Genomic DNA, 19,059 nt, shown 5'->3' with positions numbered 1-19,059 from the left:
GGGGGGCTATTTCTGTGGGTGGTATCTCAGGCGCGCACGTTCGCGCCATTCGGCCAGTTCGGCCAGCGTCATGGGGTCCATGTCCGCCGGCCGCCAGTGGAAGACCATGGCAACGTCGGCCATGGCGTCTTCTACGTGTTCGCAAATTCCTCGCGGATGCTCTTGCGCATAAAAAAACCGACCACCTGCGTGCCCAGCTCGGTGAGGTCGGCCGGGTCCATGGCGGCGACTTCGGCCGGCGTGAGCGTGGGCGCGCTGATGCGGGGCAGCACGGCCTGCAGCGCGCCCACGTCCAGCTGCAGCAGCTCGGTGAGCTTGATGCCGCGCAGCTCGCCGGCCATGGGCTTGCGCAGCTGCACATGGGTGATGGTCTGGGTGCCGCGCTGGATGGGGAAGTCCAGCGCCGTGCCGGCGGGCACGGCTTGCTCTTCGGTGGTGGTACGGGCGGTGGTGTCGGTTGTGGTGGTCATGGCGTGTCCAACAAAGGGGAGAGAGGAAGCGGGAGGAAAGAAGAAGGTGCCAGCGCGCGCGGCGCGCGCTGGGGGCGGTTACTGGCCGATGGCTCGGCGAATGTCGCCCAGCACGTCGGCACCGTCCACCTTGAAGACAAGGCCTGGCATGTCGATCTCGATCACTTCGGCGCCGTCGATGGTCAGCTTGTAATAGCTGACGGCGATGGTGTGGGTGTGCTCGGTTTTGTCGCCGGCCTTGGCGTCGCCGGAGTCGATTTCCTTCACACGGCCATAGACCAGCACCTCGCAGGCCTTGACGCTGCCGTCCGCATCGTCCTGATAGGCGCCGGCGAAGCGCCATTGGTTGGACTTGTGCGTGGTGCCACCGAAGGCGCGGAAGGCGTCCACCAGCAGGCCGCCGGCCTTGAAGGACATCTCCAGTTTTTCCAGGCCGAAGTCCACCTCGACAGGGCCATGCATGCCGCCGCCGCGCCACTCTTCCACTTTGCGGGTGAGCTTGGGCAGGGCCACGCTTTCGATCAGGCCTTTCCAGATATTGCCGTCGCCGAAGAGGTTGAAATTCTTGAGTTTGTTGGGCATGCCCATGGTGTTGTGCTCCTACGTGCGTTGATGGTTGGCGCGGTATCAGCTGGCCGCGATGGCCTGGGCGAACTCGGCCAGATAGGTGTCGGTGATCGACTGGTTGAAGATGAGGTTTTCCAGCGGCGGCACGGGCGTGTAGTCGTAGCTGATTTGCAGGCGGCCGGCGGCGAGGTCTTCCTTGGCGTTCAGGTCGGGGTCGAAGTACGCGTTGGCGCCGATGAGGTAGCCGCCGTTCACCAGATCGCGGAACCGGCTGTTGATGTAGCCCAGCATGTCGCGCACCAGCGAGGGGTGCATGGGCTTGTCGATGAACACGAAATGCGCCTCGGCGATGGTGTCGGCCAGTACCTGGGCGGTGCGGGTGTAGGGCTCGAAAGAGAACTTGCCGCCCTGCGCTTCGCAGGTGCGCGAACCCCAGAAGCGGTAGCCGTCGCGGCGGATCAGCGTGGTGACTTCCTTGCTGTTGAGGTAGCCGGCATCGCTGGCCGGGCTCTGCAGGTCGAAGAACACGTCGCGGCTGATGCCCTGCACGCCGTTCACCACCATGTTGGAGATGGACTTGTGCCAGCCGATTTCCTGGTCGAGCTTGGCGCGCAGGCCCAGGGCGTAGGCCACGGCGGGCACTTCTACCGCGTCGCCGGCCGCGCCGTCCCACGCCAGGAAGTTGGGCCACACCACCATCACTTCGCGCTGGCCGAAGTCGCCGCGGTAGGCCACGGCCTCTTCCTTCTTGGCCGCGTAGCCGCCCGTGCTGCTGCGGGCCGACACGTAGGCGAAGGCGCGCAGCTGCTGCGCCACGCTGGCCAGCTCGGTGGCGACGGCCTTGGTGTCCAGGCCTGGCGCGCCGATGATGCGCGGCTTCACGCCCAGTTGCCCTTCGGCCGCCAGCAGGGCCTGCAGGCCGGTGCGCTGGCCTGCGGCGGTGGTGGTGCCGATGATGTTGGTGGTGGTTTCGGCGGCGTTGGCGCCTTCGGCCACGCGCACCACCACGGTCATGGCGCGGGCTTGCTTGCTGATGGCGGCGAGCGCGCCGGCCAGCGTGCCGGCCGTGCCGGCCTTGCCCACGGCGCCGGCCGGGTTGGTCAGCAGCACGGGCACGTTGAGCGGGAAGGCTTCGTCGTCGGCATTGGGCGCGGTGGCCACCAGCCCGATGACGGCGGTAGCGACGACGCGGATGGCGGCGCCCGTGCTGTTCTTCTCGATGACGCGGACGCCGTGGTGGTATTCGGTGCTCATTGGGTTTCCTTCTGGGTTTCGTTGGTGGTCGGGGTGGTTGTGGTGCTGGTTGCGATGGCGGCTTCTTGCGTGGGGTCCGGCCAGCCGGCCGTGGTGTCGTAGGTGCGCGCGGCGTCCATGTCCGGCAGGGCGGCGATGGCTTCGGCGTGGGCGCGTTCGGCGCTGTAGCAGCGCTGCACATGGCGGGCGACGGCGCCGGCCACGGCGCGCACCTGGGCCACCGTGAGCGTGGCCCAGGCGTCGGCGCCCTTGAAGTCCACGGCATCCACCTGGGCGAGTTCGGCATTCGCCACCACGCTGGTGATGCGGTTCTGGTCTTCGATGCCGGTGGCCACGCGCAGGCCGGCCACGGTGATGCCGCCGGTTTCCACGGCCCAGCGCTTGGCGGCCACGTCCTGCAGCAGCCGGGCCTGCACGGCCTCCAGCGTGTCTTCGGCCGGAGCCTGCGGTGCAGGAGCTTCGGGCGGTTGCAGCGTGCCCCGCGCCTGTTCCAGCGTCCAGCCGGGCGGCACGCGGATGGGCTGGCCCGTTTCCAGGCTGTACACGGTGGCGCGGCTGTAGTCGGGCAGATATTCCCAGGGGGCGGCCGGGTCGCCTTCCGGCGCGTAGCGAGCGCATTCGTTCGTGCCCAGCGGGCGGGGCAGGGGCGCATCCACGGCGCCGCCGGGCACGATCCACGTTACCCCGTCGATGGGGCAGAGGTCGGCCACGGCCGGGCCGGTGAAGAGGCCCTGCGCGTTCAGCTGGGGGACTTCCTTGGTCTTCGGTTCGCTCATGGGGTGGGCTCGGTTCAATACTTGATGCAGAAGAGGTCGGCGGCGTTGATGGGGCGCGCTTCGTTGCCGCCGTCGGCGGCGATGGAGATGGCGTGGGTGTGGGTGCCGCTGCCCTCGATCCAGATCGTGTGTCCGTGCGCGCCAGCGCCCTGCATGGTTCCGCTGGTGACCTGCGCGCCGTAGTTGGGGTCGCCGTTGTCGCCGACCTCGCCGGTGATGCCGTGGTCCCACTGGTAGGGGCGGAACGTCATGTTGTGGACGTGGTCGCCCACGCCGGACGCGCTGGCGCCGTGGCCGTGCCAGCCGTTTTCGTGGATGGTCGCGGCGTGGCCGTGCGCCGCGTTCTGCGAGCCTTGGAACGAGCCCAGCGCGCGGCCGGGGTCGATGCCGCGCCCGTCATCCACGCCCCGCATGAACACGCCTCGGCGGTCGGGCAGGTTGAAGGTGGTCGAGCCGTCGCCTGCGCCGTGCGTGGTGCCGATGGCGGCGAAGAGCGCGGCGTAGGTGGTGCGCGACACGGCGGCGCCGTTGGCGCGCAGGTAGCCCACCGGGGCGTTGTGGCCGGCGTATTGGATGATGGTTCCGGGCGGCACCACGCCGCCGGTGCAGCCGGCGACGGTGAGGCCGTCGAAGCTGACCACTTCGCCGTGCGCTGTGGCTTTCTTCCAGGGCGTCCAGTCCGCCGCGTTGAACTTGGAGCGCTGGAAATGTTCGCCTCGGTGCGAGAAGTACTGCTGCGTGGTGATGGCTCCGCCCGCCCGCATCACCAGCAGCAGCCCGAACTGATAGGCCCCTGCCGGGTAGTTGCTGCCGCCCCAGCCATCGCCGTTCACGGCGTAGGTGCCTGCGGTGAGGTAGGTGTTCCAGTCGGCGGTCTTGGTGTCGAGCTGGCCGCGTTCCAGAACCAGCGTGGCGGGCAGTTCGGTGAGGTTGCCGAAGCGCAGGCTGGTGAGGCCGTAGCCAGAGCCCGTGAACGCCCCCGCGTCCACCTTGGAGAAGGTGCCCCGGCCGTCGTTTGCGATGCTTGCCACCACGTCGCCCGCGCCGTTGCAGAACTTCACCCCGTCGCCCCGGTAGTAGTTCACATAGATCGAGCGCGTGTCGCCAGCGTCTAGATGCAGCGATCCGTTCGTGGTGAGCACGGACGCTTCGTCGCTGCGGCCCTGCAGCGAGGCGCCCCAAGCACCAGAACCTGTGTGCAGCACCCCGGCCCATTCCGGGTTCGGCCCGTGGCTGGTGCGCGAACCCACCTTGAGCGATGCGAAATCAGCGGCGCTGCCATGGGCGGCGGTCTTGGCCCAGCCCGCCCAGGCGCCGCTGAAAGCGCAGCGCAGCCACTGTTCACCGTTGTGCGCCATATACAGCTGCGCCATGGCTTCGCCCTGGGCGCGCATGACGATCAGCAGGCCCCAGGAGTAAGCGCCTGGCGGGCAGTTGGCGCCGCCCATGCTGGCGCCGCCCACCTGATAGGTGCCTTCGGTGGTGTAGTCGTTCCAGTTGGCGGTGGGGGCGTCGAGCGACCCGCGCGAATAGAGCAGGCCGGCAGGGAGCCCCACGAGGTTGCCCCACTTCAGGCCGGTGATGTTGTCGCCCCGGCCTGCGGCGATGCCGCCCCAGCTCAGTGCGGCGCCTGCGGAGAAGCTGCCCTTGATGCTCAGGTCGCCGGCGGCGGTGATCCGGCCCGCCTCGCCGCGCGAGCCATTGCCGAAGATGATCCCGGCCGTGCCGCCGTACCAGTTTAGGTAAGTGGCGTTGCCTGGCGCGGAGTCGAGGTGCAGATTGCCGTTGGTGGTGACCATGCCGGCGCGTGTCTCGCCGTCATCGCGGCCATTCCCGCCCACGATGAGGGAGGCGCCGTAGCTGGAGTTCGGGCCGTACACCGTGCGTGCATCGCCCTGCACATGGCTGTAGCCCAACGTGAAAATCCGGCGCACCCGCAGGTCGCGGTGTTCGTCGGCGCTGGAGCCTGGCGCTTCGCCCCAGAGGTTGACGATGCCGGCGGCATCCATGCCCATTTCTGCGACGGCTCTGCCGCTCCAGTGGAAGCGCACGCGAGGCGCTTCGTTATCAGCGCCAGTTTGCATGCCGTTGCGGCCCGCTTCGCGCACCTCGATGGCGCCCCCGGTCTTGTCCGGCGCCCACGCGGCCGGGCCGGCCAGTTCCTTGACCGTTGCGGCGGTGTTGCGTGCGTCCACCACGATGACCCAGTCGCCCCAGCTCCCCGCGGGACAAATGCGCTTGGCGATGGTGCCGGCGGGGACGCCGTTGCCCGCACCGAAAGCGATGGCGAATTGCTGGCGCCAGCCCTTGGCCACGTCGGCAGAGTCATGCGACGCGGCGATGATCGTCCACCAGCCGGCATCCGGTGCGTTCAGCAGCTGCTCGCCCCGGTAGAAGCCCGTCGTGCGCAGGTCGTTGAGGTCGAAGCCCTTGGCCAGCCCGATGGTCCGCGTGCCGTCCAGGGGCAAGGCATCGGTGATGCCGTAGCCGCCCAGCGTGGTGGGCTTGCCGGTGACACCGCCCCAGGGTGCGGCCACGGTGAAGGCGCCGGCATAGGTCAGCCGGCCCTGCGCGTCCACTACGAAGCTGGGCACGGCCGATGCGCTGCCGTACTGGCCGGCCGCCACGCCCGTGCTGGTGAGCGAGAGGGTGCGGTCTTCGGCCAGATCGCCGCCGCCCGCCAGGCCGGTGCCGGCGATCACGCGGCGCGCCGCCAGGGCGGCATCGGTGATGCCATAGCCGCCCAGCGTGGTGGGGCGCTCGATGACGCTGCCCCAGCGCAGGCCGGAAAGGCCGTAGCCGTTCCCTGCGAAGGTGGCGGCCTTCAGATCCTTGAACGCCGCGTCATCGCCCAGGATGGCCGCACGCTTCCAGCTGGACCAGTCGGCGTCGTTGTATTTGGTGCGGTAGAGCTGCTGCCCATCGTGCGAGAAGTACAGCTGCGTGCGCGGCCCCCAGGCCGCGCCCAGCACCAGCAGCAGGCCGAAGGGGTAGGCCGGCGGGCTGTTCTTCGCCACGCGGCGCGGGCCGCTGGTCTGATACATGCCGGGTTCCTGCACGTCGTTGAAATCCACGGTTTCGCTGTCCATGGAAACGAAGCCCCGTTCGCTCAGCAGCCAGCGGGGCATGCCGGTAATGCTCCCCCACGGCGCGGCCACGGTCACGGCGCCTGCGTAGGTGAGGCGGCCCTGCGCGTCCACCACGAACGAGGGCACGGCCGATGCGCTGCCGTACTGGCCGGCGGCCACGGTGGTGTTGGCGAGCGAGATCGTTCGGTCGCCGAAGAGGTCGCCGCCGCCGCGCAGGCCGGTGCCGGCCACGATCATGCGGGCCGCCAGGGCGGTGCGGGTGAAGAGGCCGCGCAGGCTGCGCGGGGTGGCGGCGCGCTGCGCGTCTTCCAGCGCGTCGGCCTCGGCTTCGGTCGCCAGCTCCACCACGCCCTGGCGTTCGGTGGTGGCGGGCGGGTTCAGGAAATCCTTGTTGCCGAAGATCAGGGTGGAGATGTCCACGCCGCCGTCGAGCACGCGCAGGTCGCAGGCCAGCAGCATGATGGAGGCGCGGGACTTTTCCACGATGGGCTCGGCCTGGCTGTAGGCGCCCAGCAGCACGCCGTTGTCCAGCCAGAGGCCCAGGCCGCGCACGGTGTAGCTGTCGGTGCCGTCGTCGCGCACCGTCACATGCACGGTGTCATCGTCCACCACGTCGCCGGCCAGGGTGCCGATGCGCTTGATCTCTTGGGGGATGGCCGTGAGCGCATCCGTGGGCGTGAAGGCGGCAGCGGTGACGCCCACCGACACCACGGTGCGGGCTTGCGTGCCGGTGTTGCTGGGGTTGACGAGGGCGGCGCGGCCGGCCTGGGTGAGCTTGAAGATGATGGATGGCATGGGGTTCACTGCGCCTGCATGTCCAGGCGCGCGTAGGCGGTGGGGCGGCCCACGGCGGCCAGCTTGAGAGAGCCCGAAGTTCCCAGGCCCTGAATGAAGGTGAAGTGCGAGCGCAGCGGCTTGACGCGGGCCACCTCGGCCATCACGTCTTCCACGAACGCGGCGGATCGGTTGGCCTGGCCGGCCAGGGTGAAGACCAGCTCGAAGGTGTGCGGCTGGCCCTTCGGGTTCGTCTGCCACCACTCGCGCAGGGCAATCTGGCCGCCGAACGCGGCCACGGTGTCGCGCACGCTGGCGAGGGTGCCCCGGCGCCGCTGCACGTTGATGGCGTTGCGCACGATGGCGCGCTTGATGTTTTCGGGCCAGTCGGTGCGCCAGGCCTCCACGCCCATCTGCCAGGCCAGCCAGGGCAGCAGCTCCAGCGGGCAGGTGTCGGGGTTCCAGAGGGCGCGGTGCGGCTGGCCGATGGCGCGCAGGGCGCCCACGGCCACGGCTTCGGCCGCGCGGTCCAGCGCGGTGGCGTTGGGCGGCAGCAGGGACGAGGACAGGGGCAGGGCGGCGTCAGTCAACGAGGCCCCCGAAGGTGATGGCGATGCCGGTGCAGTAGCTGGCCTGGGTGGGGCCTACGGCCACGTCGGCGGCGGGGCTTGCGAGCTGCACGCGGGCCACGCCCTCGATATGCAGCGCGGCGTAGATGCCCGACAGCGTGGGCTGGCGGCCGATGCGGTGCATGGCTTCCGCATAGGCGGCAATGCGCTGCTGGATGGCGGCCAGCACGCTGGAGGCATCAGGCCCCGGCAGCGTGTACACCGTGGCGGCGATGGCGTAGGGCACGATGCCGGCGGCCTGCACCACGACTTCATCGGTGAGGGGGCGCACGTCGTCGGCGTTGACGGCGGCGAGCACCTTGGCGAGCAGATCGGCGCCGGGCACGCCGGAGCCGGCACGGGCCAGCACCGACACCACCACGCGGCCGGGCGACGGGCTGGTGGCGGCAGCGTCCAGCACCTGGCCGTCGGCGCTCTTGGCGTGGAACACGTAGGCGCCCACCGGGCCGGCCACGCTGTAGCCGCGCGGCGCCAGCTGGATGCGGGCGCGGAAGGCGTCATCGTCTTCCATCACCTGCGGCACGGCCGGCATGGCGTTCAGGTTGGCGGGCGTGACCACCAGCCGCGGCACGCCGAAGAAGGCGCCCAGGTGGTCGAGGTCGGAGCCCTGGGCGTAGGCCAGCATGACGGCGTGGGCGCTGTCGTTGCGCGCGCTGCGCTCCACCACCAGCTGGTAGGCCAGGCGCTCCAGCCACTTGGTGAGCGGTTCGGACTCCAGCGCCAGCACGTCGGCGGCGGGCGGGTAGGCCGCCGCCATGTCGGCCTTGAGGCCGGCGAGGATGGCTTCGAACGCCGGCACCTGCACCACGGCGGGCGCGGGCAGCTTGCTCATGTCGATCAGCTGGGCGTTGCTCATGCTGCTGCACCGCCCATGCGGATGGTCTGGCGCTCGATGGCGGCCTGGCCCCGGTCCTTGCGCTCGATGCTGATTTCGACGTTGCCGGCCGCCGTGACGGCAACGCCGATGCGGGAAACCCGCGTGCGCGGCTCCCATTTGATGATGGCCTGGGCGGTGGCGGCTTTGAGGCGCAGGATGTTGGCGGGCGTGGCGGGCTGGTCCACCAGCGCGGGCAGGTAGCTGCCGTAGAGCCGGCGCATGAGGCGCGAGCCGATGGGCGTGGTGAGAATGTCCGCAATGGACTGGCCGATGTGCGCGGCCTGGCCGATGGCGCGGCCGGTGCTGGCTTCCATCATTGCGGCGCCCCCGTCGAATCGCCGCCGCGCTGCACGCCGCCGTGCGTGTGGCCCTGCAGGCTGATGCCGCCGGCCACCACGTCGCCCGTGGTGCGCACGCTGCCTTCGATTTGGGCCGCGCCCTGGGCGCCTTGCGCCACGCCCCGGCCCACCATGCCGCCCAGGTAGGTGAGCGTCTTCTGCACGGTGCAGTTCCCGGTGATCGTCACATCGGGGCTATCGATGGTGACGGAGCCCGGCGCCACCAGTGTGGCGGTGCCGCCGCCCGGCAGCGTGGCCGTGAGGGCGTGCGCCGCGTGGTCGTACTGGATGACGGCGCCGTCAGGGTAGCGCGTGGTGTGCTGGTCAGGCGAGTTGCTGGGCGCCGGGTTGCGGGTGCTGTGCAGGCCCACCAGCACCAGGCAGGCCGCCAGATCGCCGCCGGGCGAGATGACGGCGCACTGTTCGCCCACGGTGGGCGGGTTCCAGGTGCTGGTGGTGCCGGCCCGGCGCTCGAAGTAGGGGCGCCAGTCGGTGACCAGCTGGCCGCCTGCGGTTTCGTCTTCGGCCGAGAGCAGCACGCGCACGCGGGCCGGCGTGCTGGCGAGGTCCACCGCGTGGATGGAGCCCACGCGGATGAGGTTATGCAGCAGGCGCTGCACGTCGGCCATGCTGCCGGCGAAGTTCTCGGGCGATGTCATGACCCGTAGAGTGCCGGGCGGCCCGCGTACGCGCGAGCATCCGCGCGCGTGCCTGCGGCGGGCACGGATGCCGGTGGGTCAGTGCCCGTCGATGTGGTGCAGCAGGGTTTCGGCGATGGCGTCCACGTCGTCGTCGGCAAAGCCCAGCAGCTCCCGCCGCGCGTAGCGCACGGTTGGGCTTTTTGCCTGGCGCCAGTCCACCTTGTCGCGCAGGCCGTACTGATGCACGCGGGCTGTGGCGGCGGCGCGCGTGTTGATGAACACCGCCGCCTCTTCGCTGCTGGATGACATGCGCAGGTTCGCCGGCCGGCGCATGCGGGCGAACATGTCGCGGCGGATGGCGCCGGCTTTGGCCTTGAGCTGGTGGCGCGGCCGGCGGGCCTCGTAGGGCGTGCCGTCGGGGTTCTGCTGGGCCTTGATGCGTTCGGCCTGGCGCTGGCGCAGCACCTTCGCCACTTCGCGCATGGCGGCGCGGCGGGCGGCCGGCGTCAGCTGGGCCAGCAGCGGCGCGGCCCAGGCGGCGAGCTGGTCGAGGCTGTCGGCCATGGCGTTACCCCACCTCGGGCCGCGTGTGCCATTCGCTGCCGATTTGGTCGCCCAGGTAGAGGGCGTAGTCGCCGGTGGCGTAGGGGGCGGGGGACCAGATTTCGTCCGGGTGGCGCACCGTCAGGCGGGTGCGGCCGTCGATCACCTCATCCGTGACCACCACGCGCTCGGTAAGGTCGATTTGCATCACGAGGTCGAGCGCTTGGTCGTTGAGCAGTTCCACGTCGAAGCGCAGATCGTTCTCGCGCCGTTCCTTGTTGTCCAGCAGCTCGGGCTCGTGTTCACGGCACCAGAGCAGGACCGGCACGGTGAGCACGTCGAGGTCGGCGGTGAAGTCGATCAGCACGGCGCGCAGGGTGTAGCGGTACACGAAGGAGAGCGAATCGCTACCCGTGGAGAGGATGTGGCCGCCTTCCACGAAGAGCTTCAGGCGCTCGGGCTGTTCGCGCAGCTCGGGCACGGCGTTGGCCAGGAAGGCGCGCAGGCTGTGGGCCTTTTTCATGGCTGGCCCCGGGCGGCGTTCACCTGGGCGCGGACGGCGGCGTATGCGTCGATGCAGGTATTGAGGTCGCGGATGCCGGCGTCGCCGTCGTCGGTGATGGCGACAAGGTTTGCACCAGTCGCTGGGTCAAGTTCGGTTCGCGCTTGGTCAGGCCCAACGGCGGCACCAGCGGCGGCGCCTGGCACATGGCCGCCGCTGGCTGCTGCGGCAGGGATTGACAGGCTGATGCGGCCAGCGCGCAGGTCAGCAGCGAGAGTTTGCGAAGCGCGCAGTGCATCGGCTTGGCCCTTTCGGTTGTCGGATTGGAGGGTGGCTATCTGGTCGCCCAGCGCGGCGGTGCGCTCGATGGCGCGGGCAAGCTGGTCGCGGTCAGCAGTGGTGCGCTCGATGGTCTGCGCGTCCCACCGGGCCTGCACCTGGGCGCGGCCGGCGGCCACGCCCAGGCCGTGGATGGTGTACGCAGCCAGCGCGATGGCGGCCACCAGCAGCAGGCGCGGCAGCTGCTGCAGCAGAGCCTGCAGCGCGGCCGTCATGCAGCGGCCCCTGCGGCGTTGCGCGTTGCGCCGGCCCGTGCCTGCCAGCCGTTGGCATATTCCTCGTCTTTCTGGCGGCGCTCGGTGAGTTCCACCAGATAGACACGGTGCAGGGACTCCACCAGATCGGCGAGCACGTCGAGGCCTGCGCGCCCGCGCTTGGCTTTGTAGGCGGCCAGGGCCGACAGGGTGAGCGTGCCGATGCGGCCATCCACGCCCACGTCGGGGTAGTCGGTGCCCTGGCGGTTGAGGTGGTTGAGGGCGCGCTGCAGGTGGCGGGCGGCGGTGGCCTGGCCGGTGAGCACACCGTAATCCAGCAGGCATTCGGCCAGGTTGGGGGCGATGGCATCCACCTTGGCTAAGCCGGGCTCGATCCAGTAGCGCTGCAGGTAGATGTCCTGCGCCACGCCCACGGACAGGTCGCGCATGGCGCCCTGGTAGCCGTAGGCGCGGGCCACGGCCTTGGTGATGCCGTAGGCGGTTTCGCCGCCGCTGTCGTTCGGGTCGTTGACGTAGCCGCCTTCGCGGCGGATGACTTCGGCGATGTAGGAGAGGGCGCGCGGGTTCATGGCGTTGCTTCGGTGGTGGTTGCGGTGGTGGCGGTGGTCTTGCCGGCGACGATGTGGCTTACCTCTTCGCGGGCGTCTTGCACCAGCTCGGCGATGTCGCGGCCCTTGCGGCGCTCCAGCCAGATGAACACGGCGGCCAGCAGCCACGGGCCGGGGATGGAGCACACCACGAATACGCAGAGGGTGATGGCGAAGAAGCCGGCGATGGGCGGCAGGCCTGCGACGAGGGCCAGGGCTGTGCCGGCATCGAACGCGCGGGGCATGTGGTGCATGAGGGCCACCAGCGCGGTGATGCCCAGCAGGAACGCCGACACGATGCAGGCGAGCACGCGGTTGATGAGGTCGGCGTGCGGGTCTTCGCGCCGCAGCGGCACGAAGCGCAGTCCCAGCCAGAAGGCGATGAGGCTGGCGACGATGGGCAGCGTGAAGAGGGCGAGCTTGTAGCCCGCGAAGGTGCCGGCGGCGGTGGGTTCGGTCATGGTGGTGGCCCTGGTGGTGGTGTGGAAAGTGGTCAGTCCCATAGCTGCACGGTCTTGGCGGTGGGGGTGGTGGAGGAAAGGGCGGGCAGCACCACGGGGGTGCCGATGGGCAGCACGGCGCCCAGCGCGGCGAGGCCCGGATTGGCGGCATAGACGGCTTCGACCGCGCCCGATGTGCGGCCCAGGTGGCGGGCGCAGATCAGGTCCACGGTGTCGCCCTGCATGGCCCGCACGGTGGTGGCCATGTCAGATCAGCTCGCAGGCCATGCGGCCGGTGCCAGCGATGTCGCGCACGGCCCAGAGGGCGTCGCGGGCGTGCTGTTCGGCCTGCGCGTCGCGCAGCGCGGCGGCGTCGTCGCTGCGGCCGGTGGCGCTGGTGGCGGCGTAGCGCGTGAGCAGCGCGGCCTGGGTGTAGGCATAGACGGCGCGGCGGAAGCGCTGGACCTGCACGCTTTCGGCGTTGATGGCGGGCGCGGGCACGGCAGCCAGGGTGTCGTGGCCGGCGGCTTGCTGGCGGGTGGCCCAGGCGGTGAGCTGGTCCACCGTCATGGCCAGGGCTTCGGTGGCGGCGTGCTGCAGGCGTTCGGCGGTGGCGGTGCCGTCCACCACCAGCGCGGCGCGCAGGTGGGCCAGGTCGATGGCGGGCCAGAAGGCGCCGGCCTGCAGCGTGCCGAGCGGCGCAGGGTCGCTGGGCGGGGTGGTCCGCACGGTGGGCGGGTTGGCGATGAGCGAGGACATGGGGCGCTGGTGGTGGCGTTGGCGGAATAGGTGGGCGGTGGTCGCAGTGCGTTGCCCGATGGGCCGAAGCCCTGGGCGCGGCACTGCGAGCCGCCCGGCACTGTGGTGCTTGGTGGGCGCCTACCGTTTGCGGGTGCGAGCGGCCGGCTTGGTGGCCGGTGCGCTGCGCTTGCGGGCGGTGGGCGCGGAATCAATGCGCGCGGTGGTGGCGGTGGGAGTTGCGGCGGCTTCGGCGGCCTGCGCTGCGGTGGGCAGCGTGACCTTGCCGGCGGCATCGGCGGCCAACTTGCGGTCGATGCGCTCTATGTCTTTGCGGACGCCGCACATCGAGTCGAGCGCCACGGCGGTGCCGAGCAAATCGCGCACGTCCTGCAGCGTCTGACGGGGCATCTTGTCGAGGTCCACGACTTCGGCCGTTTGCACCTTGCCGAGCGCGGCGTAGGCCACTGCCTTGTAGAGCTTGGCGCGGGCCTGGTCGGGCATGTCGTGCTCTTGCGTGAGGGCCAGGGCCTGGGCCAGCAGCTCCACCGCGCCTTCGTTGCCTTGCTGCTGGATGGTTTCCCCTTCGGCCGTTGCGCCGTAGGTGATGGCGTTCCAGCGGCCGAGCAGGTAGGCGTCGGCCATCTCATCCACGAGGATGGAGGCGGCCTTGCGCTGGTAGTGGTCTGGCATGGGCAGGCCGTGCTGCAGCACGTAGGGCGCGATGGTGAGCGCCAGGGCGTAGGCGCCCGCGTCGATGGCCCACACCATGCAGGTGGTGAGCACCACATCGTCGGCACCGCCGCCGCCGGCCAGGGCGCCCGCGATCCAGTCGGCGTAGGCAGGCAGCATCTTGGCTTTCATGGCGGCCTTGGCATGCACGGATTCGATGCCCTTGAGCGTGCGTTTGTCGGCCGCGAGCTTGACCAGCATGAGCTGGTAGGCGGAGCTTTCGAGGTGCTGGCCGTAGGGCGTTTGCGCGTGGGCCTGTTCGGCCAGGACGCGGGCGCGGTGGCGCTGGGCGGGGGTGAGTTCTCGCATGGTGTGGCGGTGTGGTCTGGCCGGCGGGCCGCGTTGGCCCGCCGTGGGGGTTACATCAGCTGGATGTGCTCGATGAGGGCGCCGCGGCCGTAGTCTTCGACCACGTAGGCGTCGTTGGACGACTCGAAGTTCTGGATGGCGTCCACCTCGGGCGCATCCTTGATGTAGCGGCGGCGGCCGGCGATTTGCCAGTAGAGCGACAGGTTGGACAGCGGCTGCACGAAGATGGCGTTGTCCGGCAGGAAGGGCACCGTGACGGCCGGCAGATTGCCCATGCGCTTCTGCGAAATGATGAGGTCGGCCGCCAGCGTTTCGGTGTTGGGCTGGTCTTTGTTGACGATGGGGAAGTACTTGTCGTGCAGCAGGTTGCGGCCAACCAGCACCACCAGATCGGGCGCGCCCTGGTGCCATGGGTCCAGCAGCTGGATGGCGTCCATCACGAGGGCATCGAGGTTCTTGTAGTCGGTGCCGGAGGCGGTGCCGACCTTGACCTTGGCGTCGGCCTTGCCCATGACGCGGGCGGGTGCGTTTTCGCGGTACTGCTGCAGCCAGCCCTTGTTAACGTCCTGCAGCAGCGGGTTGGCGGCCAGGTCGGTGGTGGCGGCGGCGTTCACGCCGTTGAAGCCGATGGTGATGCGGTCCAGCGCCTGGCGCTGCACGATGGCGTCGCGGATCAGCGTCTGGAATTCGGGGCGATGCGCCCAGGCGTCGAGCAGGCGGTAGGGCAGTTGCGTGTCGAAGTTGGTCTGCACGCAGGTGTAGCCGCGCTCATCGGAGGCCGCCACGTTGCGCGGCTTGCGCACGCCGCCGGCCTGGGTGTTGGTGCGGCTGGCCGTGGGTCCGCTGACACCGATGCCGACCTTGGCGCCGGATTGCTCATCCACGCCGATGACGTTGATGGAGCCCAGGAACGCGGACGATTCCTGCAGCCGCGCTTCCAGCTTCTGCTGGATGGCGGGGGCGACGTTGAAGGCGGTGCTGACGGAATCCACGCCGTTGAGCGTGGCGAGGTGCGACAGCAGATTGTTGAATTTCTTGCGGGTAGGGTTCTTCACTGTGGTTCCTTCTTGCGGTTGCGATGGGGTGCTGCCGGACGATCAGCAGTCCGTGACGGCATCGGCGTTGCCGCCCGTGGCTTCGGGCCGGCGGCTGCCGGAGGGCTGGGCGTCGAGCGCGGCGAACTTGCTGCGCATGTCCTCCAGCTCGCTGGAGAGGGCCTGCACCTTGTCGGTGGCTTCCTTGAGCCGCGCGGCGGTGTCTTCGGCGTGCGCGCTGAATGCGTCGCCCAGGTCGGTGAGGCTGTCGGCGACGGCATCGAAACGGGCGTCGTCGGTGGCGCCCTTCTTCTTGAACTTGCCCAGCGCCGTGGCCAGCGTGGCGCGGAACTTGGCGACGGTGGTTTCGCCGTCGTCGTCGTTCTCGCCGTCCATCTGCAACGTGAATTCCAGCGCCTCGGTGACCACGTTGTCGGGGTCGGCCTTGCGCGCCGTCCATTGGTTGGCGCTGGGGTGCTTCGCGCAGAATTCCAGCGCCTCGGTGCCCAGGCTGGCGGGGTTGTCGGTGATGGCCAGGCCCACCAGATACGCCTCGCCGGTGTCGGCGAATTCGGGGGCGATTTCGATGGACGTGTAGAGCTTCTGTTTCTTCTTGTTGAGCGCCACCAGTTCGTCGGTGGGCTCGATGGCGGCGAAGAGGGCGAGCTTCTTCTTGCCGGCGATGGTGACTTCTTCGGTCTTCACCGCCGTCACGTCGCCGTAGGCCTTGAAGGGGCCATCGGGGACGATGCCCTTGATGTGTTCCAGGCTGATGCGCGCGCTGTAGGTGTTGCGGTCGTAGCTGGTGGCCATTTGCTCCAGATGCTCGCGTTCGATCTTGCGGCCATCGGTGGTGGCGCCTTCGACGGCGACGCGGAAGAAGCGGGATTGCTTGGGCTTAGGTGTTTTGCTCATGGCGGTGTCGGCGGTGGTTGAAGGTGCGTTGCTGCAGAGGCTTCAATGTCGCGCTGACACGGCGCACGCTCAACGCCGCGCGCGTGTAGCGGCGGCGGGGACGGATGGGCGGGATGGAGGGAAAGAGGGGTGGCCGGCACGCTACAAGCCATGCCGAAGAAAGCCACCACCACGCGCGAGACGCCGCGCAAGACTGCACAGCCGCGTGCCGCTACTGGAAAGGCATGCACGCGCACTGCTGTGGGTGATGCTGGCGCCGTGGTGGACGCTGCCACGGCAAACCATGTTCCCACGCTGGGCGCCGATGCGCAAGGCCGCATGCAGGCGCGGTTCCTCTACTTCCAGGGCTGGCGGTGCAAGCAGATCGCCGAGAAGCTGGAGCTGCCACCGTCCACCGTCTATGGCTGGAAGGATGCGGAAAAGTGGGATGACGCGGCGCCGCTGGACCGGGTGAACGGCGCCATCGAAGTCCGCATGATCCAGCTGATCCTGAAGGACGAAAAGACCGGCGGCGACTTCAAGGAAATCGACCTGCTGGGCCGTCAGCTGGAGCGCACGGCGCGGGTGGAGCGGTATCAGTCCACCGGCAACGAACGGGACCTGAACCCGGCGATCGCATCGCGCAACGCGGGCCCGAAGAAGCGGCCGAAGCGCAACTACTTCACCGAAGAGCAGATAGAAAAGCTGGTGGAGCGGTTTCACTCCACGAACTTCCCGTATCAGGCCAAATGGTTCGAGGCCCAGGCGGAGCGCACGCGCATCCTGCTCAAGGCCCGCCAGATCGGCGCCACGTACTACTTCGCCAACGAGGCGCTGGTGCGCGCGGTGGTGGAGGGGCGCAATCAGATTTTCTTGAGCGCATCGAAGGCCCAGGCGCATCAGTTCAAGAACTACATGGTGCAGGCCGCGGCGGAAGTGGGCGTGGACCTGGGCGGCGACCCTATCGTGCTGCCGAACGGGGCCGAGCTGCACTTCTTGGGCACGAATGCGAAGACGGCGCAGGGGCGCAGCGGCGACTTCTATTTCGATGAGTTCTTCTGGGTGCCTAGCTTCACGGTGTTGAACAAGGTCGCCAGCGCGATGGCCACGCACAAGCACTGGCGGCGCACCTACTTTTCCACGCCTTCGGCCATGTCGCATGAGGCCTACCCGTTCTGGACGGGCGCGTCGATGAACAAGGGGCGGGCGAAGGCGGACCATATCCACATCGACACCAGCCATGGCGCGCTGCGCGGCGGCATGCGCTGCGCGGATGGCCGGTGGCGCGACTTCGTGACGGTGGAGGATGCGGCGCGCATGGGCTGCACGCTGTTCGACATCGAAGAGCTGCGACGCGAGTACACGGTTGAAGAGTTCGCCAACCTCTTCATGTGCGAGTTCATCGACGACAGCGCCAGCCTGTTCGGCTTGAAGGAAATGCAGGGCTGCATGGTGGACAGCTGGGAGGCCTGGGCGGATGACTTCAAGCCGCTGGCGATGCGCCCCTATGCCTATCACCCGGTGTGGGTGGGCTATGACCCATCGCACACGGGCGACTCGGCGGCGCTGGTGGTGATCGCACCGCCGCGCACGCCGGGCGGCAAGTTCCGGCTGCTGCACCGCCAGCAGTTCAAGGGCGCGGACTACGAGGCCCAGGCCGAAGCCATCCGGCAGATCACGCAGCAATACAACGTCGTGAACATCGGCATCGACACCACGGGCCTGGGGCAGGGTGTCTATCAGCACGTCGTGAAGTTCTTCCCCAACGCGCGGGCCTACCAGTACAGCGTGGAGGTGAAAAGCCGGCTGGTGCTCAAGGCCAAGCAGGTGATCGGCAAGGGCCGGTTCGAGATGGACAGCAGCTGCACCGATGTGGCGGCGGCGTTCATGGCGATCCGCAAGGTGCTGACGGCCTCGCAGCGCCAGATTACCTACACCGCCGGCCGCAGCGACGAGGCCGGCCACGCGGACCTGGCCTGGGCCTGCATGCACGCATTCGATTTTGAAACCCTGGCCGGCGATGTGATCGGCGGCAATTCCTCGATGGAGATTTTCTAGATGGCAAAGCACCGCGCGCGCCGCGCACGTTTCACGCCCCATGCAGCAGCAGAGGCGCAGCCGCCCGCCGCGGCTGCACCCGCTGGCAGCGTGGAGGCGTTCACCTTCGGCGAACCTGAAGTGATCCAGCAGCGCAGCCTGCTGGACTACGTGGAAACCGCGTTCAATGGCCGTTGGTATGAGCCGCCGGTCTCGTTCCCTGGCCTGGCGCGGGTTTTCCGCTCTTCGCCGCACCACGGTAGCGCGATCTTTCTCAAGCGCAACCTGCTGGCCACCACGTTCGTGCCGCACAAGCTGCTATCGCATTCGGCCTTCGCGGCGCTGGTGCTGGATTTCCTCGTGCTGGGCAATGCCTTCTTGGAGCGCGAGCGGTCGGTGTTCCGCACGGACCTGGGCCTGCGGCATTCGCTGGGCCTGTACACGCGACGGGGCAAGGATGGCCGCTTCTTTTTCGCGCGCAACTACTTCGATGAGCATGAATTCGCCGAAGGATCGATGTTCCAGCTGCGCGAGGATGACTTGACGCAAGAGGTGTACGGCGTGCCTGAGTACCTGAGCGCCTTGCAGTCGGCCCACCTGAACGAGGCCGCGACGATGTTCCGGCGCCGCTACTACGAGAACGGGAGCCACGCGGGCTTCATCCTCTACCTGTCCGACGCCCAGGTGAGCACCACCGACGTGGACACGCTGCGCGAGCAGCTGCGCAACTCCAAGGGACCGGGCAATTTCCGCAACCTGTTCCTGCACTCGCCGGGCGGCAAGCCGGAAGGGCTCAAGCTGATCCCCATCAGCGAGATCGCCGCGAAGGATGACTTTGCCGCTATCAAGGGCACCAGCATGGCCGACGTGCTGGCCGCGCACCGGGTGCCGCCCGGCCTGCTGGGCATCATCCCGAACAACACGGGCGGGTTCGGCAACGCGGGCGAGGCGTTGCGGGTGTTCTTCGCAAACGAGGTGGCGCCGCTGCAGACGCGGCTGCGGTCGCTCAACGAGTGGATGGGCCAGGAGGTGGTGCGCTTCAAGCCGCTGGAGCTGCCAGCGTAGCCCGCGCGTTCGCACAACCCACCAGGGCGCCACGGCGCCCTTTTTTGCGCCCGCTCCATTCCAAGCCCGCCGCGCCGCGTTCCCCGCCTTCCTGGCCCGATTTCGCCCCTCCCTGGGGCTCCCCGCCCCCGGGGCCTTGCGGTCCCCTGCTTTCATCCGTAGATCGTATGCGGTATTAGCAAAGCTTTCGCTCCGTTATCCCCCACGAT

At 68.9% G+C, this 19,059-nt stretch carries 22 protein-coding genes; 2 read left to right on the top strand and 20 right to left on the bottom strand.

The features are described 5' to 3' along the window. Window positions 1-6: 6 nt before the first annotated feature. From AC3A84_RS17440 to AC3A84_RS17345, 20 genes are all read right to left on the bottom strand, one after another. The gene (locus AC3A84_RS17440) at window positions 7-123 is read right to left on the bottom strand and encodes a GpE family phage tail protein (protein ID WP_487971298.1); all 117 of its coding nucleotides are present in this window, start codon (window positions 121-123) and stop codon (window positions 7-9) included. An 8-nt stretch (window positions 124-131) separates the two neighbouring features. Next, entirely contained in the window at window positions 132-470 is a 339-nt protein-coding gene (locus AC3A84_RS17435; protein ID WP_487971297.1) for a phage tail assembly protein, read from the bottom strand. Between the two features lie 78 nt (window positions 471-548). Beyond that, the gene (locus AC3A84_RS17430; RefSeq protein ID WP_487971296.1) at window positions 549-1,058 is read right to left on the bottom strand and encodes a phage major tail tube protein; all 510 of its coding nucleotides are present in this window, start codon (window positions 1,056-1,058) and stop codon (window positions 549-551) included. Between the two features lie 39 nt (window positions 1,059-1,097). Next, the gene (locus AC3A84_RS17425) at window positions 1,098-2,291 is read right to left on the bottom strand and encodes a phage tail sheath protein (protein ID WP_487971295.1); all 1,194 of its coding nucleotides are present in this window, start codon (window positions 2,289-2,291) and stop codon (window positions 1,098-1,100) included. Continuing rightward, complete coding sequence (locus AC3A84_RS17420; protein WP_487971294.1) at window positions 2,288-3,067, bottom strand: DUF4376 domain-containing protein; 780 nt, start codon at window positions 3,065-3,067, stop codon at window positions 2,288-2,290. The genes AC3A84_RS17425 and AC3A84_RS17420 overlap by 4 nt, the downstream gene beginning before the upstream one ends. A gap of 14 nt (window positions 3,068-3,081) precedes the next feature. After that, window positions 3,082-6,951, bottom strand: coding sequence for a tail fiber protein (locus AC3A84_RS17415; protein WP_487971293.1), 3,870 nt, complete (start codon window positions 6,949-6,951; stop codon window positions 3,082-3,084). Window positions 6,952-6,956: 5 nt separating this feature from the next. Next, window positions 6,957-7,520: a phage tail protein I gene (locus AC3A84_RS17410; RefSeq protein ID WP_487971292.1), complete on the bottom strand. Its 564-nt coding sequence runs from the start codon at window positions 7,518-7,520 to the stop codon at window positions 6,957-6,959. Next, a complete protein-coding gene (locus AC3A84_RS17405; protein WP_487971291.1) occupies window positions 7,513-8,415 on the bottom strand; it encodes a baseplate assembly protein in 903 nt (300 codons plus the stop codon). Before AC3A84_RS17405 ends, AC3A84_RS17410 begins: the two co-directional genes overlap by 8 nt. Next, window positions 8,412-8,750 (bottom strand): GPW/gp25 family protein, encoded by a 339-nt coding sequence (locus tag AC3A84_RS17400; RefSeq protein ID WP_487971290.1) that lies wholly within the window; start codon window positions 8,748-8,750, stop codon window positions 8,412-8,414. Before AC3A84_RS17400 ends, AC3A84_RS17405 begins: the two co-directional genes overlap by 4 nt. Next, entirely contained in the window at window positions 8,750-9,433 is a 684-nt protein-coding gene (locus AC3A84_RS17395; RefSeq protein ID WP_487971289.1) for a phage baseplate assembly protein V, read from the bottom strand. Before AC3A84_RS17395 ends, AC3A84_RS17400 begins: the two co-directional genes overlap by 1 nt. Window positions 9,434-9,511: 78 nt before the next feature. After that, window positions 9,512-9,979, bottom strand: coding sequence for a phage virion morphogenesis protein (locus AC3A84_RS17390; RefSeq protein ID WP_487971288.1), 468 nt, complete (start codon window positions 9,977-9,979; stop codon window positions 9,512-9,514). A 4-nt stretch (window positions 9,980-9,983) separates the two neighbouring features. Further along, window positions 9,984-10,481: a phage tail protein gene (locus AC3A84_RS17385; protein ID WP_487971287.1), complete on the bottom strand. Its 498-nt coding sequence runs from the start codon at window positions 10,479-10,481 to the stop codon at window positions 9,984-9,986. Further along, entirely contained in the window at window positions 10,478-11,014 is a 537-nt protein-coding gene (locus AC3A84_RS17380) for a hypothetical protein (protein ID WP_487971286.1), read from the bottom strand. Before AC3A84_RS17380 ends, AC3A84_RS17385 begins: the two co-directional genes overlap by 4 nt. Further along, a complete protein-coding gene (locus AC3A84_RS17375) occupies window positions 11,011-11,583 on the bottom strand; it encodes a glycoside hydrolase family 108 protein (protein ID WP_487971285.1) in 573 nt (190 codons plus the stop codon). Before AC3A84_RS17375 ends, AC3A84_RS17380 begins: the two co-directional genes overlap by 4 nt. Then, window positions 11,580-12,062 carry a hypothetical protein gene (locus AC3A84_RS17370; RefSeq protein ID WP_487971284.1) on the bottom strand — a complete coding sequence of 161 codons (483 nt, stop codon included), beginning with the start codon at window positions 12,060-12,062 and terminating at the stop codon, window positions 11,580-11,582. The genes AC3A84_RS17375 and AC3A84_RS17370 overlap by 4 nt, the downstream gene beginning before the upstream one ends. A gap of 32 nt (window positions 12,063-12,094) precedes the next feature. Further along, window positions 12,095-12,307: a tail protein X gene (locus AC3A84_RS17365; RefSeq protein ID WP_487971283.1), complete on the bottom strand. Its 213-nt coding sequence runs from the start codon at window positions 12,305-12,307 to the stop codon at window positions 12,095-12,097. Between the two features lies 1 nt (window position 12,308). Beyond that, window positions 12,309-12,800 carry a head completion/stabilization protein gene (locus AC3A84_RS17360; protein ID WP_487971282.1) on the bottom strand — a complete coding sequence of 164 codons (492 nt, stop codon included), beginning with the start codon at window positions 12,798-12,800 and terminating at the stop codon, window positions 12,309-12,311. 120 nt (window positions 12,801-12,920) lie between these two features. Continuing rightward, entirely contained in the window at window positions 12,921-13,820 is a 900-nt protein-coding gene (gene gpM, locus AC3A84_RS17355) for a phage terminase small subunit (protein ID WP_487971281.1), read from the bottom strand. A 50-nt stretch (window positions 13,821-13,870) separates the two neighbouring features. Further along, window positions 13,871-14,875, bottom strand: a complete 1,005-nt coding sequence (locus AC3A84_RS17350) for a phage major capsid protein, P2 family (protein WP_487971280.1) — start codon at window positions 14,873-14,875, stop codon at window positions 13,871-13,873. A 42-nt stretch (window positions 14,876-14,917) separates the two neighbouring features. Beyond that, window positions 14,918-15,769: a GPO family capsid scaffolding protein gene (locus AC3A84_RS17345; protein WP_487971279.1), complete on the bottom strand. Its 852-nt coding sequence runs from the start codon at window positions 15,767-15,769 to the stop codon at window positions 14,918-14,920. Between the two features lie 150 nt (window positions 15,770-15,919). Between AC3A84_RS17345 and AC3A84_RS17340 the strand changes: the two genes are divergently transcribed. Both AC3A84_RS17340 and AC3A84_RS17335 read left to right on the top strand, forming a co-directional pair. Beyond that, window positions 15,920-17,806 carry a terminase large subunit domain-containing protein gene (locus tag AC3A84_RS17340; protein WP_487971278.1) on the top strand — a complete coding sequence of 629 codons (1,887 nt, stop codon included), beginning with the start codon at window positions 15,920-15,922 and terminating at the stop codon, window positions 17,804-17,806. Next, window positions 17,807-18,850, top strand: coding sequence for a phage portal protein (locus AC3A84_RS17335; RefSeq protein WP_487971277.1), 1,044 nt, complete (start codon window positions 17,807-17,809; stop codon window positions 18,848-18,850). The last annotated feature ends 209 nt before the right edge of the window (window positions 18,851-19,059 follow it).

The sequence above is a fragment of the Paracidovorax sp. genome, from assembly GCF_057642795.1.
This window is presented reverse-complemented; position numbering and strand designations above follow the sequence as displayed.

Bases quoted from the DNA above. Each gene is read 5' to 3' on its own strand.
- AC3A84_RS17440 (WP_487971298.1), bottom strand. From the start codon at position 123: ATGGCCGACGTTGCCATGGTCTTCCACTGGCGGCCGGCGGACATGGAC.
- AC3A84_RS17435 (WP_487971297.1), bottom strand. From the start codon at position 470: ATGACCACCACAACCGACACCACCGCCCGTACCACCACCGAAGAGCAA.
- AC3A84_RS17430 (WP_487971296.1), bottom strand. From the start codon at position 1,058: ATGGGCATGCCCAACAAACTCAAGAATTTCAACCTCTTCGGCGACGGC.
- AC3A84_RS17425 (WP_487971295.1), bottom strand. From the start codon at position 2,291: ATGAGCACCGAATACCACCACGGCGTCCGCGTCATCGAGAAGAACAGC.
- AC3A84_RS17420 (WP_487971294.1), bottom strand. From the start codon at position 3,067: ATGAGCGAACCGAAGACCAAGGAAGTCCCCCAGCTGAACGCGCAGGGC.
- AC3A84_RS17415 (WP_487971293.1), bottom strand. From the start codon at position 6,951: ATGCCATCCATCATCTTCAAGCTCACCCAGGCCGGCCGCGCCGCCCTC.
- AC3A84_RS17405 (WP_487971291.1), bottom strand. From the start codon at position 8,415: ATGAGCAACGCCCAGCTGATCGACATGAGCAAGCTGCCCGCGCCCGCC.
- AC3A84_RS17400 (WP_487971290.1), bottom strand. From the start codon at position 8,750: ATGGAAGCCAGCACCGGCCGCGCCATCGGCCAGGCCGCGCACATCGGC.
- AC3A84_RS17395 (WP_487971289.1), bottom strand. From the start codon at position 9,433: ATGACATCGCCCGAGAACTTCGCCGGCAGCATGGCCGACGTGCAGCGC.
- AC3A84_RS17390 (WP_487971288.1), bottom strand. From the start codon at position 9,979: ATGGCCGACAGCCTCGACCAGCTCGCCGCCTGGGCCGCGCCGCTGCTG.
- AC3A84_RS17385 (WP_487971287.1), bottom strand. From the start codon at position 10,481: ATGAAAAAGGCCCACAGCCTGCGCGCCTTCCTGGCCAACGCCGTGCCC.
- AC3A84_RS17380 (WP_487971286.1), bottom strand. From the start codon at position 11,014: ATGACGGCCGCGCTGCAGGCTCTGCTGCAGCAGCTGCCGCGCCTGCTG.
- AC3A84_RS17375 (WP_487971285.1), bottom strand. From the start codon at position 11,583: ATGAACCCGCGCGCCCTCTCCTACATCGCCGAAGTCATCCGCCGCGAA.
- AC3A84_RS17370 (WP_487971284.1), bottom strand. From the start codon at position 12,062: ATGACCGAACCCACCGCCGCCGGCACCTTCGCGGGCTACAAGCTCGCC.
- AC3A84_RS17365 (WP_487971283.1), bottom strand. From the start codon at position 12,307: ATGGCCACCACCGTGCGGGCCATGCAGGGCGACACCGTGGACCTGATC.
- AC3A84_RS17360 (WP_487971282.1), bottom strand. From the start codon at position 12,800: ATGTCCTCGCTCATCGCCAACCCGCCCACCGTGCGGACCACCCCGCCC.
- gpM (WP_487971281.1), bottom strand. From the start codon at position 13,820: ATGCGAGAACTCACCCCCGCCCAGCGCCACCGCGCCCGCGTCCTGGCC.
- AC3A84_RS17345 (WP_487971279.1), bottom strand. From the start codon at position 15,769: ATGAGCAAAACACCTAAGCCCAAGCAATCCCGCTTCTTCCGCGTCGCC.
- AC3A84_RS17340 (WP_487971278.1), top strand. From the start codon at position 15,920: ATGCCGAAGAAAGCCACCACCACGCGCGAGACGCCGCGCAAGACTGCA.
- AC3A84_RS17335 (WP_487971277.1), top strand. From the start codon at position 17,807: ATGGCAAAGCACCGCGCGCGCCGCGCACGTTTCACGCCCCATGCAGCA.